Here is a 14,761-nt window from a genome sequence, read left to right as displayed (position 1 = left end):
TATTATTTCAATACCGTTACATGTCCACGGTGAGTATGTCGTTTGTCTGACATGGTTTCTTTAAATTCAATCTGCCATACATAGACACCATTTTCAACAAGTCCTTGATCTCCGTAAGTACCATTCCATCCGTAATCAAAGTTGTAAGTTTCAAACATCACTTCACCCCAGCGATCAAAAATAACCATGTGGAAATCATAAGGATCAACTCCAGAACTAAACACGGGTTGGAAATACTGGTTGAACTCATCTCCATCAGGTGTAAATGAATTTGGAATGTAGAAAGTAATAACATCTTGAACAGTGACAATTTGTGAAACACTGTCCATACAGCCATAACTGTTGTATGCATATAAAGTAACTAAATAATCCATGTTACCAATTGCAGGATACAAGTGAACAGTATTCGTATCAAACGATGTTGTTCCATCGCCAAAATGCCACTCGTAATAATCAGCATCATCAGATGAATTGGTGAAAGTAACTTCTGAATTGTAAATGTCAGGTATCTGAGGTGAAAATGTGAATTCTGCTTCAGGCGGTGCAACAACTGTAATATAGTTAGTGTAGGTTGTTGAACCAGGGCAAGCTCCCGTGCCTTGAAGGGTGAGTGATACCGTGTAAGTTCCCGGATTGAGGTATGTATGCTGAATTCCACCACACAATTGTCCAAATCCATCACCAAAGTTCCAAACACAATTTGTATTTGTGCCCGGTGTGGTGTTTGTAAAATTAACAACTAACGGAGCACAACCACTTAATGTATCTGCTGTAAAAGAGACAACAGGAGTAGGGTTGATGGTAATGATCACCATTTCTTCATCGTAACAATTAGGCATTGTTCCGGTTTCATCATAAAGGTAAAGTGTGGTTGAAGCCGTGATTAAGGTTCCTGCGTTCACTTGAGTGCCTGTTCCGTTTGGACCGGTGAAGTAGCCTTGGTTTCCTGTAAGACTTGTTCCACCAATTACAGGTAAAGTATAAGAATCACAATGCGATTGATCAGCCAAATCAGTTATTGAAGGTTCTGAAATCACTTGTATTGTGAACAATGCTTGATCACCAGGACATGCACCCACTGAAGGTACAGTGTAAGTAAAAGTGTAAGTTCCGGTTGCTAATCCAGATGCATCCAATATACCAGAACCTGTATTGAATTGACCAGACGAGGTTGTTTCAGCCCAGATACCCCCCATATTATTGCCATTCAATAAGGTGTTCAAATTGATTGTAGTGCCTGATGAATTACACAACGTAGCGTTATTGTCTAAACCTGCTTGTGGTAAGTCAATAACAATGACAGTGAAGTTAGAAACATCTGGTACGCATGGTGCAACTGCATTTACGGTATATGTAAATGTATAAGTTCCTGCAGTTAATCCTGCAGATGTGAATACTCCGGTAACCGTATTAAACTGACCAGAAGAAGTTGTTTCAGCCCATACTCCGGCACCGTTATTACCAACAAGCAAGGTGTTCATGTTGAGTGTAGAGCCTGGTGCGTTACAAACAGCGGTACTGTTGTCACTTCCTGCATCGGCATATTGTTCAATAGTTACAGTGAATACTGCTTGGTCACCTGCGCATGGGCCAACAGCAGCTAATGTATAAGTGAATGTATATGTGCCGGCAGATGTGTTGGCAACATCTAAAACTGTTGTACCAGAGTTAAATTGACCTGAAGGGATAGCTGAAGTTTCAGCCCAAGTTCCACCAGGGTCAGAACCACTTAACAAGGTTGATAATGTCAATGTTGATCCCGGCAAATTACATAAGGTGGCGTTGTTATCAGCACCGGCATTTGGTAAATTAGTCACTGTAATTGCAAAATTGGCAATATCAGATGGGCATGGTGCAACTCCAGTTACCGTATAGGTGAAATTGTATACACCAACTGTCAGTGATGAAGCGTCAAACACTCCTGTAGTGGCATTGAACTGTCCACTAGAAGTAGTTTCTGTCCAAGTTCCAATTCCATTATTACCTGCCAACAATGTATTTAAATCAATTGTTGAACCGGCTGTGTTGCATATGGTAGAAGCATTGTCCGCTCCAGCAAGTGCTTCTTGTTGAACATTGATTGTAAAGTCAGCAACATCCGGTGTGCACGGTGCAATGCCATTTACGGTATATGTAAATGTATATGCTCCCGCTGATAAACCGGCTGCATCTAGTACTCCGGTAGTTGAATTAAATTGACCGCTGGCACTAGTTTCAGCCCATGTTCCTATTCCGTTGTTACCTGAAAGTAAACTATTCAAATCAATGGTTGAACCTGTGGTGTTGCAAATATCAGATGTGTTATCTGCACCTGCTTGGGCGTTTTGATTCACGGTAATTGTCATCACTGCAACATCTGGTGTACAAGGTGCAACAACGGTTGTTTGATATTCAAATGTATAGTTTCCTGCTGCTAAACCTGATGCATCAAAAACGCCGGTTGTTGCATTGAACTGTCCACTTGATGTTGTTTCTGTCCATGTTCCCGGATCAATACCGGCTCCTAACAAGGTATTTACATCTATTGTTGATCCTGCTGTATTACATAATGTTGATGTGTTATCAGGTCCGGCAGTTGTGCCTCCACTGAAGTTTACAATCACTTGTTCGTAATCAAAACATCCACCAACAGGATCAGCAATCATAACATAAATCACATCTCCAGGGTTCATGGTTGTACCTACTAATTGATTAGACATGTCAGTAGCACTTGCAGGAATAGCTGTGTGGAAAGTTGTGGTAGTGCCAGGCACACCATTCAAATCTGTAACCACTAAGGTTGTTAAATCAAATGCCCCACAAGTTGCTGCAGGTGGTGTTATGGAAACAAGAGGACCAGTACCAACTTGAACATAAATTTCTTTCACAATACTCATTGATAAGCATGGATTGATAGGTGTACCAGTAACAGTATATAAAGTAGAAGTAGCTGGTGAAGCCATTACTGTAGGACCCGTTGCAGGTGTCAAACCAGTGCCTGGCGTCCAAACCCAGTTATAATCTGTAACACCAGGTCCGGTAATATCTAATTGAATTGACTGTCCGGGACAAGCTAAATAAGCAGTATCTGTAACAGGGTTACATACGGAACCTGATCCTCCAGAACCGGAAAAACTAAAATCGTAAAGTTGGGCAAAAGCTTCGTCTACCTGTGTATCATCTAATATGATTACAAATTCAAAAGTTTCAGATGCCCCGGCTGGCAATGAATTAATTTTATATGCAAGTGAGATCGCCTCATCATTGAAAGATGTCGCACCAACTGTTCCGGTTAAACCTGCAACTCCATTCCAAATATCTGAAGCATCACGGTTAGCAAAACCACCATAAGAAACTCTGAATTGTTGACCAATAGCGGCAATACCAACATAAGACAACCAAGGGTTAGCCTGTGTTGCAGATACTAATGCTTTAGGGCAACTTGGCGTAGGTTGTGATACAATAGTGTTTTGCGTGGTGTAATCCCAAGTCAAGAACACATTGTTATCTGGGTCAAAATTGCGGTAGAAGTATAAGTCGTTCAATGCACCTCCGGTGTTATTTGTCAGGGTAACTTCTGTGGTATAATAGAGTTCTGTTGTAATGAAGTGATAAGTGATTTTCACCCCAACACCGGCAATGGTTCCGTTCCAATCAACTGACAAGCAATTACCATCAACGACATAGTTTGAAAGACCACCGGGAATTTCATTATAGTAGGATGAGTTGTTAGAGTAGTTAACCCCATTCACTTCAATACCAAAACCATTTTCAGGAGAGCCAGGTGTAAAGAAATCTCCGTCGTAATTCATCCAACCATCATTCTGAGGGTTAGCTACGAAACCAAAATAAACAGCAGGATCCCATTGATCAGAACGAGCATGTGTCCCACCGGGATCTGAAGTTCCTTCATGGCCATTATTGTTAATGGCAATTTCAGCAATGTTACCAAGCAGGTAGGCACCGGTTGGAGTAAGCTGCGCAATTGCACTGCCAGATATAATTATCAAAGCAAGTAAACCTGCCAGTTTTTTCAATGTTCTCATATGAAACATGAATTTGGGTTTATTTAATTTTTACAAAGACTATCAATGTAGTTGTTCCACCAGATTACATCTTCAGGTTGTGGAGTACGATCAGCATGTATTCTGAGGTAAGCCACGTGATTATTGAAATCAACCATGTAAGTCAGACGATTATTGCTGATAAAACCAAACACCTTTTTTGCATCAGTTTCAGTTGCAAAGTTCAAATGCGTAATATCCATCTGATAGTATTCTTGCAAAGGTTGTGTTGTATCAATGCTCACGCAGTAATCAGCCGTGATTGATGCTGTTCCATACGAAGTTGGTGCACTGAACTGACCGTAAATACTTGCTCCAATGAAAAGCGCTGTAGCTACGAAAGTTGATTTTAAACAATTTATCATAATTTCCGGTGTTTGTTTTGGTAAATTTAATCAGTAGACGTTGAGTGATTTAATCAGGTTGCCTAAACTGTATAATTCTTTGCTTTTCTTTTGCTAACTGTTGATTTTATTTACCGTTTCGCATGTATGTTTGTTTCCATGATATAAATCATGTTTAATAATAGGCAACATCATAATTCCATTATTATTCAAATCATAACTTTGGCAAAAATCTAACTTTATGGCTCATCAACAAACTACACGTGACATTAATCTTACCGGTTTTAAACCCATTGACAAATTGTTCTATGATTATGAGTTGAACCGTTTTGGGATCATATCAATGTTAATTCTTGTTTTTGGTACGCTTGGCGGTGTTGCGGTTGGCGTTGGGGCTTTAGATAGTATCATGCAATTAATTTTAGTTGTATTACCTACCATGTGCGCGTTGGCAATGATTTTGGCTGTATCTCCAATGAGAGCAATAGTCTATTCTTCTTTTGCTGCAATTTTGGTAGATATTTTTGTAATTGCATACAATTTAATTATACTTTAAGTCTATATAGGTTTACTTGGTTATATTCTCTGAAAGTCCTGCTTTGCGGCAGGACTTTTTATTTTGTTCAATCTCTGAGAATAATTAATATACAGTTCTGATGGCTTGATACGAGTTAAGTAATTAGTTTTGAGAAGATTTTAATTAACTATCATGAGCTACAGACTATTCAATTTTGCTTTTACTTGTTTGATTTTTTTTGTTGGGCTTGAATGTAATGCTCAGTCTGATCAAAGATTAGAAGCTGTTTTACAAAAAGGTCATTCAAAACCTATCACCTGTTATTCCTTTAGTCCGGATAGTAGTTTTGTAGTAACCGGAAGTGCAGATAATTCAATCATCCTCTGGGATATCTTAACAGGACGTCAAGTGAGAGTATTTAATAGACACAGTGAAAAAATCTATTCACTTTCATTTAGTCCTGATGGTAAAAAAATACTTTCTTGTTCTGCTGATAATTCCGCAAAAGTGTTTGATGTATTAACCGGAGAACTACGCATTCACATTCATCCTGAAAGAACTTATCTTGATCATGCACGATGGTCACCAAAAGGCAAGTATATTGTTGTGGCTGATGACCGCGACGGAATTTTTATCTATGATACATTAAAAGGCAAACTTGTCAATTCTTTTTACAGAAGTTACAGCATCATGAACACGCAAGACATCATCAATGCAGATGAAAACAATATCTTATCAGCGAATGATTATGCCAGCTTTTTTCTATGCAATATAATAACCGGAGATACGCTAAAGCAAGTTGAATTTGACAAAGCATATCAACTCTCTTTTAGTCCTGATGGAAAGTATATTGCAGCAAGCTCTGCAAAATTATTCACACAAATTTTTGACGCCACAAATGGCAAATTAATTTACACCTTGAAAGACGGAGCTGAAGAATGTGATGGATGCAATACTAAGCATGTGTTTTCCAATTCAGGTAAATTTTTGGTGACTATGTCTGACAAAATTGATGGCATCGTTTGGGATATGGCAACCGGTAAAAAAATAAAATCAATTAGCACGTTTAGAGAACGCCCACAAAGTCTTGTATTCAGCAAAGATGATTCACATGTGTTGTTATCTTTTGATGATGATGTGTATGTATATGAAGTAAAATCTGGAAAAGAAAAACTCCATATCAATCAGAAAGGCTTAAGCTATTATGAGTTCACCGCCGGACCTGAAAATTCTTTTCTTCTATCAGGATTTTCAAATGAGGCCATAATTTATAATATGCACTCAGGCAAGCGTACGCAAATTCTTAAAGGTTTCATGAATAAAAAGAGAGACGATGGTTTGAAATTCAATTACAATTCATGGTCAGACAAACACATTCTGAAATACATTAGCATGAGAAAGCCTCTTGAGCTAAGTCCTGATCAAAAATATTACGCAATAGGTGGAATTGATTCAAGTGCCATGATCATTGAAGTTGAAACAGGCAGAGTAAAACATTATCTAACGGGGCATAGACAAACTGTAATTGCCATTGAATATAGTCCTGATGGAAAATTAATTGCCACAGCCGGAGGTGATCGTAAAATTATCATTTGGTCAACTGAAACCGGACAAAAATTACACACCTTAACAGGGCATCAAGAATTAATTTTTGACCTTGCATTTAATGCTGAAGGAACAGAGTTGGCAAGCGGAAGTTGGGATGGATCCATGCGAATTTGGGATATGTCTGATCCGGGTGAATACACTTATTTTGATTTGGGTGGTGTATCTCCTTACACGGTGGCTTTTACTCAAAATGATTTGTATATAGTAACCGGAGATTTAAATAAAAATATTGATTTCTGGGAGCCGGACGCAGGCGCTATTTTCAGAACGCTGGTGGGACATACGGGGCCAATTTCCGGAGTTGAATTCTCTTCAGATAATAAATACGTTGCTACTTCAAGTTGGGATGGCAAAGTAAAAGTGTGGGATGTGTTAAACGGAATGCTGGTTTCAAAAATGGACGGACATGAAGGAGCTGTGTACGCTCTAGCTTATTCACCTGACAATACATTTATAGCTTCTGGTGGCGCTGACAATGTCATTATTTATTGGAATACAGAATTGAATACTAAACAATTTCTCACAGGACATACAGCACCGGTAACAAGTATTTGTTTCAATTCCGCAGGTGATAAACTGATCAGTTGTGACGCCGATGGCATGGTGAAAGTGTGGGATTTAAAATCAATGCGTGAACTATATTCAAGAATTCAAATTACTAAATCTGATTGGCTGGCAACAAGTCCTTCAGGAAAATTTGATGGATCATCAGGTTCACTTGATCATGTAAATTATGTTTCAGGTATGAAAGTAGTACCCATTAGTTCATTATTTGATAAATATTATACGCCTGATTTAATCAGTAAAATTTTTAGCGGTGAATTGAAAAATGATAGCGGAGAAAATCTCAATCAAAATTTGCCTGATGTACCATTGATTTCATTTGAATTTGCAGATGCTGGCATCAGATCAATAGAAAATGTTGATAGCATGATAGAGTGGAGCGCATCCAGCCTGCCGCTTGGTATTAGAATAAATAGTCAAGGTGAAAAAATTGAGGAGATTCGAATATACAACAATGGAAAATTAGTCATCAGAGAATCAATGGAAACTGAGCTTGAGTTCAGAGGTGGTGATAAAGATGTTCGTCAATTTGAAATTCCTCTATTGGTTGGTGAAAATAATATTTCTGCAAGAGTAATTAATGCAGAACGGGTTGAATCCAGTCCGGCTGAAATTACAGTGTTTCATGATGGAACAGGTGCTCAAACTGATTTGTTTATTCTTTCAATTGGTATCAATGAGTATAAAAATCCTCAATATAATTTGAGTTATGCGGTGAATGATGCAACGGCGTTTCTTACTGCGCTTAAGAACGGTGCTGATTCTCTTTTTAATTCAGTGACCACTTTCAGTATTTTGAATGAACAGGCCGTTAAGCCAAATATTTCTGAAACCTTCACTACCATTATCAATACAGCAGGACCTGAAGATGTTTTCGTTTTTTATTATGCCGGGCATGGCATTATGAGTTATGAAAAAGATCCGGCAAATTCAGATTTTTATATTGTGACACATGATCTCACTAATCTTTACAGCGAGACAACCGTGCTGAAACAAAAAGCCATATCTGCTGTTGAACTCATGGAATTTTCAAAAATGATTCGCTGTGGAAAACAATTGTTTATTCTGGATGCATGTCACTCAGGTGGCGCACTGGATGCTTTTGCAAGCAGAGGGGATGGACGTGAAAAATCTCTTGCTCAACTTGCGCGCAGCACGGGTACCTTTTTTATCACAGCTTCACAAGATGCTCAGTTTGCAAATGAAGTTGGAAATCTTGAACATGGTTTGTTCACCTATGCTTTGCTTGAAATATTGAATGGTCAAAAAGGAAATAACGGTGATGATAAAATAACTATCAGTGAATTGAAACTATATGTTGAAGAACGGGTGCCTGAATTATCAGAGCAGTACAGAGGATCACCTCAATTTCCAACTAGCTATAGCTTTGGGCAAGACTTCCCAATTGTTATTCTGAAATAATCCATTTCTAAAAATGTTTTAATCATTGTGATTCAAATCAAAGAATAACACATTCTAAGAAATTTGAGAGAATTTTTAATTTCAAACTTGAAATTGTGTAAACAATTGACACGCATTGAGAAATACCCTATCTTCGCCGCAAATTGAAACATGATGAAAAAAACTTTACTCTCAGCACTTTTTGTTAGTGCAACTTCACTTTTAATTGCCCAAACGCGTGTCACCAATAATCCGGTGCTCGTTATCAATCCGGGTTCACCTACTTGCAACGCAGGCGGTATTATTACTACTGATAATTCATTTTTTCATATTTATGATTTAGATGATTATCCAAATATTGTAGATACTGCATTTATCGTACGCATGAAAGTTGCCTGTGAAGAAACTACAGGCGGTGCTTACAATATAGTTGGAGCAGTTTATACCGTTGTTGGTTCTGCATCTCTTGCAAATTTTACTCTTGTGAGTGATGATACCACTGCAATTTTTCCTGATTCAACTATGTACAAAATGGATATTCCTTTTGATCAGGGATATGTGTTTCCCGGAGATTCTTTGGCAAGTGAATTAAAATTACCTACGAATGCTACTGCGTCATTCTACCCGGGTTCTAACACTTCACCTGAATCAAGCCCAACTTATATTGTTGCCGCCGGTTGCAGCATTTTTGATTTGACAACGATGGCAGGAATTAGTTTTCCGGATATGCACTTAATAATGAATTTGTATTTAAATCAAAAACCTTCAATGACTGATTTTTCTACCAGTATTTTCAAAAATGATTCAGTTTATTTTGCTGATGCTGATTTCACTTCAAACTTCACTGATAATGACAATGACGGAATCACGATGATGAAAGTTACCGCATTGCCAACAAATGGTATTCTTGATCTTAATGGAACCACTTTAGCAGTAGGTGACACTGTTTGGACAAGTGAAATGAATACGCTGTATTATATTCCAAATACTGGATATTCTGGCACTGATAATTTTAGTTTTCGCGCAAGAGATACCAGCCATTGGGCAAATACCCCAACAGTTGTAACAGTGGATGTAATTAACTGGCAATTGGGCATCACTGAACTAACAACTGATAATTTTACGGTCTATCCAAATCCGGCTAACAATGTTGTGAATTTACCTTCAGATATTCAGTTTGAAATAATTCGTGTTTTTGATGCTACAGGAAAACAGGTGATGATCATAAATCAATTTCAATCTTCTATTGATATCAGCCAGTTAGAAAGCGGAATGTATTATCTGGTAACAACAATAAACGGTGTAAACAAAAACGCTGTTTTCACCAAGCAATAGTTTTCAAATTTTAAAAAGGGCTTAACTTTGTTTAGGCCCTTTTTTATTTGGAATTCATCATTATGAAAAAAACTCTGTATACCTTTTTTGCTTGTGCTTTGTCAGCGCAACTATCTGCACAAACTCGCCTCACTCAAAATTCTCAACATAATATTTGGGTTGGTAATTCAGCCGCCTGCACAACTAGTGGTCCGGGTACTATACATAATAATAGTTTTTTAAGAGTATTTGATACAGATGATCACAATGTAATGGATACCGTTTTCTTTGTTTACATTGAATTGGGGGTTGAATCTACTTCTGGCGGAAATTATGATCTGATAGGCAGGGTGCATCAATTAAACGGGGTTCTGCAATTTTCTAATATGAGTGTGATGGCCGCAGATACTGCTGCTGTTTATCCTGATTCAACCATATATAAAATGATTATTCCAATGCAAGATGGTTATGCCTTGCCGGGTGATACATTGGTTTGTGAAGTATTTGCTCCCTTGAATGGTGCAATTACTTTTTTTCCGGGTTCTAATCCGTACGTTGAATCTGGTCCATCATACTTAGCTGCTAGCGGTTGTGGAATGGCTGAACCAACAACCTACGCCAGTATAGGGTATACACAAGTGAAGCTTGTTCTCAATCTTTGGGTGAATCACAAACCTTTTATGAATGATATGGCAATGTCAGTCTTTAAAGATGAAGTGCTCTCATTTACCAAATATGATTTTGACAATTCAATGAATGATTTTGATTCAGACACTACCGGAATGATCCGCATTGAATCTCTCCCTTTATCAGGTTCGCTTGCCCTAAACAGTGTTCCTTTAAATGTGGGCGATACAGTTAACAGTGATGAATTGGCACAAATAACGTACACTCCAAATCTCGGATATTATGGAGCAGACAGTTTCAACATACGTGCGCATGATGCTTACCACTGGGCCAATAATACAAGCGCAGTAAACATTACTGTTATCAATTGGCAATTGGGTGTATCTGACTTATCTGAATTTCAGATTGAATTATTTCCTAATCCGTCTGATGAATTTATTTACGTAAAAAATTTCAACCCATTATGGAAAATCTCTCTCTACAACTCGTCAGGTGTAGTCATTGAACGATTCATAAATACTGAAGGTCGTATGTCAACCGTTGACTTGGCTTCAGGAATCTATTACCTGGTGATTGATATGGAAAATTCTATTACAGTATCATCTTTCATTAAAAACTAATACGATGCGATTTTCATTTTTAGTATTCATTACCTTATTTTCTTTGCCGGCAATTTCACAGCTTATTTGTGATCCAGTTGATACACGAATTGTGATTGCAGGTGTCTTATCATGGCAAGATCCGAATGTTGCATCCTTCAGTGATGAGAACCGAAAAGATCAGGAATTACATGATTTATTTAAGCATGGCGCCGTGCCAGATTCAACCAATATTTTATTGTTAGATCAGGACGCAACATTGGAGAAAATGAATCGCAATATTAAAAAACAAATGAAGGCGTGCACCAGTGAATCTACCTTTATTTTTTATTACGCCGGACATGGTAGCAAAATTGGAAATAATCATTATTTCTGCAATTACGACATGGGTAAATCAGAGGCCTCTATGTTTCATGTCTCAACCTTGAGTGAATATGCCAAGCTTTATTTTAAGGGAAAAAGAATTATCCTCATGGCTGATTGTTGTTATTCAGGTTCATTATTGAAAGTAGGAGAAGATATTTCAAAGTTGGGAATTGAAGTCATTGTTCTGACTTCTGCAACATCGTCAAATATCTCAACCGGTAACTGGACATTCACTCAAACTATATTGGATTGTATGCGCGGAGATTTATTGGCTGATCAAAATCTTGATAATAAAATTAGTCTCACTGAAACTGCAAGTGAAGTGAAACAAGCCATGAAACATCGCGAATATCAGTTGTGTGGTTATGCATCATACAAAATTCAACCGGATGAAATTATTGTTGGTGTGTGTGATGAGGATGTGCGAAAACCATCAACGTATGGTCAGGGTATAAAACTTGGTACGTATGTATATGCATTGAATGAAAATAACGAATGGAAACCTGCGCGCATTATCAAATCAGTTGCGGGATCATATACCGTTCAGTTTTATAACTACTCTGAAAAACTTGACTTGACAGCTGAGAATAATGCGGTTAGAACCGTGTATTTTCCGGTATACACTTCCGGACAAAAAGTAGAAGTAAAATGGGAAGGTAAATATTACCCCGCTGAAATTGTATCAACTGATGATGCATTCATGTATGTTCACTACACCGGATATGATAATTCTTATGATGAATGGGTAATGTATGACCGCATTAGAACCGGAAAAGAAATTGCAAAATCAATCAAATGGGAAGGTGCTTGGTATCCGGGGTATATCTTAGAAAAACGAGATACTGCTTACTTTATTAGCTATGAAGGGTATTCACATACCTGGGATGAATGGGTAAGCCCTGAGCGTGTGAAATAATTTTTTCTTATTTTTTTAGTCGTTCAACCAGTTCAGGAATTTCCCCCACAATCCTTTTCTTATGGGCTTGGTAGCGTTGGTTGATTTTTGATTTTTATTAGTTTCCTTCTTTTTAGAAACTGTTTTTTTATCTGATTGTGTCGCTTGTTTATAATGCTTGACTTGTTTTTGCTTACGCAATTGTTCTTGCTTTTCTTTTTTAATTCGCTCTAAACTGTTCTTGCGGTTTTCACGCTGTGTTTGGCTGAAATGATAGATTCCGTTTTTGTCTTTATAAATAGAATTTTCTTCATCATCTTCCGCAACATTTATTTCCGCAAATTTGCTACCTCTCTTTTTTACTGAGGCTTCACCGCTTTCGTCTTCAGGTTGAATTTCTTTTTTAGCTTCCGGTAGTTCTATTTTTCCAAGTACTTTTAATCCTTCTAATTTAATTTTTGGGGCTTTGATAAGTTCTGCTTCAGGATCAACCGGCAAGGGAATGAAGGGGTCAACAACTGATTCATTTTTTTCATGTGTTGCGCTGTGATAATGGGGTACCTCAATTGGCACATGAATGGATTCAGGGGTAGATTCAATAACCTCAGATTCTTTTTCTGTCAATTCCTTTGCTGTTGTTGATTCCAATTTTGGTTCAGTGGTTGTTGATTCCGTTTCTTCGGTGAGTGCAGAAATATTAACATGAACCGATTTTGCAAATGCCTGTGCATGCTCATCTTCAACGCGGGTATTTAAATCATTTTCCAGCGTAAGTCCATAATTGGTTTTTACATATTCAATAATTGCACTTGGTTTGGTATCCAGTTTTCTGGCCAATTGTCCTAATCTCATAGAGTTGTTCAATTTCTGATGCAAATATACTGATTTCGTTTTTGGTTTAATCTTTAGATTCTGAAATCCTAAAGCTTTACGTTTTGTTAAAACGGTTGTTTTTCATGTATTCATTTAACTCTCTAAAATCAAGTTTCCCGCTTGAACTTTTGAGATAATCAAATACAATAATGGCTTTTTCAATTTTTTTATTTTCTGATTTAGGTTTATTCATCAGATAGAGTAGGGTGCGTTGTTTCCCCGGACTTAGTGCGTGAAAGTGAGCGCTGCCTTCACTGTCTTGCTCACAGAACTCATTGAAAAAATCAGGCGTTTCAATTCCGTATTCACTCTCATCCATGCTTATTGTCACAGTAAGCATATCACCGGTTTTTAATTTAAGTTTTTGTCTTATTTCTTTATTAATAGTGATATAATATTTTTTTTCACCACTACTCAGCACCGGAACTTGACTTTTTAGTTCGCCATTGAATAAGCAGAGTACTCTTTTGTTTTTTGCTTTACATACAGCATTGACAATATGGGGCGGAACATCAATTCTGAAGTACCACATCAATGAACTGTCTTTTTCTTCATACAGTTTTGTGCTAAAACTATGCTGGGTGTTACTGTCTTTTTTAACCATTTATATTTTATATGAGTTACTTGATAAATTCACTCTTATCACCAAATATGACCAAAATCAAATGATGAAGTTATAAGCATTTCAAATAATGAGGTATCTTTAATAAAAAAAAATATGGACGCAAAGCAACATCTTTATTATGCATTAGGCGCACTGGCATACGCGGTTGCTAAAGCTGATGGCAGTGTACAAAATGAAGAACGTGAAAAGGTAAAGCAGATTGTTGAAGAAGGTACCAAACATAAAATGGACTTTCATTATACTGATATCATTTTTCAAATATTACAAAAGGACAAGATGGGTTTTGCTGATGTTTATCAGTGGGCTATGAAATCATTTGAGACCGGTAAATATCATCTTACACCGTCTTTGCGATCAGAATTCTGTCAAGTGATTAAAGAAGTTGCAAATGCATTTCCACCTGAAAGCCCAATGGAGAAAAAGCTCATAGATCAATTTGCACAAGATATTGAAAACCTCTCAGCAAAAACTGCGCATGAGTGAACCTGTTGAATTTGCTGATCAGCAAAGAAAAATTCTCAAACAACTGGTGACTACCAAAATGCCTTTTGGCAAATATGAAGGCAAATTGATTTGTGATTTACCGGAATATTATCTCACTTGGTTTCAAAGCAAAGGGTATCCGGCCGGAACAATAGGCGTGCTGCTTGCAACCATGTATGAAATAAAACTCAATGGACTTGAAACGCTTATTGAGGGAATAAAAAAAGAAGTGTACCATAAAAAATAAAAGGTCGTCACTGTGCGTAACGACCTGTATTCATGATCAAGGAAGAAAATTAACTAAGACCCTTTCTTAGCGTCTTTTTTTGCTTTTTTGTCAGCACGTTTTTCTTTCAGGGATTTACCTGCCTTTTTTTCATTTTTTTGATGATTGATTCCTTTTGCCATAAAAATTTGCTTTTTGGTTTCACATTCTTTACGTGAATGTAGAAAAAATGTTTTGATCAAAATTTTTGAAGTACCAACAAATAATTAACAAGGA

The 14,761-nt window shown here is 37.4% G+C and carries 11 protein-coding genes; 7 read left to right on the top strand and 4 right to left on the bottom strand.

The genetic code is table 11. From position 1 onward, the window contains the following. Positions 1-2: 2 nt before the first annotated feature. On the bottom strand, positions 3-4,034 hold the full coding sequence (locus tag IPH66_08120; protein MBK7129310.1) for a gliding motility-associated C-terminal domain-containing protein: 4,032 nt from the start codon (positions 4,032-4,034) through the stop codon (positions 3-5). A gap of 14 nt (positions 4,035-4,048) precedes the next feature. Next, positions 4,049-4,408 (bottom strand): hypothetical protein, encoded by a 360-nt coding sequence (locus IPH66_08115; GenBank protein MBK7129309.1) that lies wholly within the window; start codon positions 4,406-4,408, stop codon positions 4,049-4,051. A gap of 220 nt (positions 4,409-4,628) precedes the next feature. On the opposite strand from IPH66_08115, the gene IPH66_08110 reads away from it, so the two are divergent. The 5 genes from IPH66_08110 to IPH66_08090 all read left to right on the top strand — a co-directional run bounded on the left by IPH66_08110 (position 4,629) and on the right by IPH66_08090 (position 12,299). Continuing rightward, on the top strand, positions 4,629-4,943 hold the full coding sequence (locus tag IPH66_08110) for a hypothetical protein (GenBank protein MBK7129308.1): 315 nt from the start codon (positions 4,629-4,631) through the stop codon (positions 4,941-4,943). 153 nt (positions 4,944-5,096) lie between these two features. Then, positions 5,097-8,498 carry a caspase family protein gene (locus tag IPH66_08105; protein ID MBK7129307.1) on the top strand — a complete coding sequence of 1,134 codons (3,402 nt, stop codon included), beginning with the start codon at positions 5,097-5,099 and terminating at the stop codon, positions 8,496-8,498. 150 nt (positions 8,499-8,648) lie between these two features. Beyond that, the gene (locus IPH66_08100) at positions 8,649-9,812 is read left to right on the top strand and encodes a T9SS type A sorting domain-containing protein (GenBank protein ID MBK7129306.1); all 1,164 of its coding nucleotides are present in this window, start codon (positions 8,649-8,651) and stop codon (positions 9,810-9,812) included. Positions 9,813-9,874: 62 nt separating this feature from the next. Then, positions 9,875-11,038, top strand: coding sequence for a T9SS type A sorting domain-containing protein (locus IPH66_08095; GenBank protein MBK7129305.1), 1,164 nt, complete (start codon positions 9,875-9,877; stop codon positions 11,036-11,038). 4 nt (positions 11,039-11,042) lie between these two features. Further along, entirely contained in the window at positions 11,043-12,299 is a 1,257-nt protein-coding gene (locus tag IPH66_08090; protein ID MBK7129304.1) for a caspase family protein, read from the top strand. 15 nt (positions 12,300-12,314) lie between these two features. Here the strand turns inward: IPH66_08090 and IPH66_08085 are convergent, their stop codons facing one another. Both IPH66_08085 and IPH66_08080 read right to left on the bottom strand, forming a co-directional pair. Next, positions 12,315-13,130, bottom strand: coding sequence for a hypothetical protein (locus IPH66_08085; protein ID MBK7129303.1), 816 nt, complete (start codon positions 13,128-13,130; stop codon positions 12,315-12,317). Positions 13,131-13,206: 76 nt separating this feature from the next. Next, the gene (locus IPH66_08080; protein ID MBK7129302.1) at positions 13,207-13,755 is read right to left on the bottom strand and encodes a DUF1905 domain-containing protein; all 549 of its coding nucleotides are present in this window, start codon (positions 13,753-13,755) and stop codon (positions 13,207-13,209) included. A 114-nt stretch (positions 13,756-13,869) separates the two neighbouring features. Between IPH66_08080 and IPH66_08075 the strand changes: the two genes are divergently transcribed. Both IPH66_08075 and IPH66_08070 read left to right on the top strand, forming a co-directional pair. Next, the gene (locus tag IPH66_08075) at positions 13,870-14,259 is read left to right on the top strand and encodes a TerB family tellurite resistance protein (GenBank protein ID MBK7129301.1); all 390 of its coding nucleotides are present in this window, start codon (positions 13,870-13,872) and stop codon (positions 14,257-14,259) included. Further along, a complete protein-coding gene (locus IPH66_08070; GenBank protein MBK7129300.1) occupies positions 14,252-14,506 on the top strand; it encodes a DUF3820 family protein in 255 nt (84 codons plus the stop codon). The genes IPH66_08075 and IPH66_08070 overlap by 8 nt, the downstream gene beginning before the upstream one ends. Positions 14,507-14,761 lie beyond the last annotated feature (255 nt).

This window comes from Crocinitomicaceae bacterium (genome assembly GCA_016708105.1).
Lineage (GTDB): Bacteria > Bacteroidota > Bacteroidia > Flavobacteriales_D > Crocinitomicaceae > JADJGJ01.
The sequence above is the reverse complement of the archived record's forward strand: the minus strand, read 5'-3'. Positions and strand labels throughout refer to the sequence as shown.

Excerpts from the sequence above, each read along its gene's own strand:
- IPH66_08120 (MBK7129310.1), bottom strand. The coding sequence starts at position 4,034 with ATGTTTCATATGAGAACATTGAAAAAACTGGCAGGTTTACTTGCTTTG.
- IPH66_08115 (MBK7129309.1), bottom strand. The coding sequence starts at position 4,408 with ATGATAAATTGTTTAAAATCAACTTTCGTAGCTACAGCGCTTTTCATT.
- IPH66_08110 (MBK7129308.1), top strand. The coding sequence starts at position 4,629 with ATGGCTCATCAACAAACTACACGTGACATTAATCTTACCGGTTTTAAA.
- IPH66_08105 (MBK7129307.1), top strand. The coding sequence starts at position 5,097 with ATGAGCTACAGACTATTCAATTTTGCTTTTACTTGTTTGATTTTTTTT.
- IPH66_08100 (MBK7129306.1), top strand. The coding sequence starts at position 8,649 with ATGATGAAAAAAACTTTACTCTCAGCACTTTTTGTTAGTGCAACTTCA.
- IPH66_08095 (MBK7129305.1), top strand. The coding sequence starts at position 9,875 with ATGAAAAAAACTCTGTATACCTTTTTTGCTTGTGCTTTGTCAGCGCAA.
- IPH66_08090 (MBK7129304.1), top strand. The coding sequence starts at position 11,043 with ATGCGATTTTCATTTTTAGTATTCATTACCTTATTTTCTTTGCCGGCA.
- IPH66_08085 (MBK7129303.1), bottom strand. The coding sequence starts at position 13,130 with ATGAGATTAGGACAATTGGCCAGAAAACTGGATACCAAACCAAGTGCA.
- IPH66_08080 (MBK7129302.1), bottom strand. The coding sequence starts at position 13,755 with ATGGTTAAAAAAGACAGTAACACCCAGCATAGTTTTAGCACAAAACTG.
- IPH66_08075 (MBK7129301.1), top strand. The coding sequence starts at position 13,870 with ATGGACGCAAAGCAACATCTTTATTATGCATTAGGCGCACTGGCATAC.
- IPH66_08070 (MBK7129300.1), top strand. The coding sequence starts at position 14,252 with ATGAGTGAACCTGTTGAATTTGCTGATCAGCAAAGAAAAATTCTCAAA.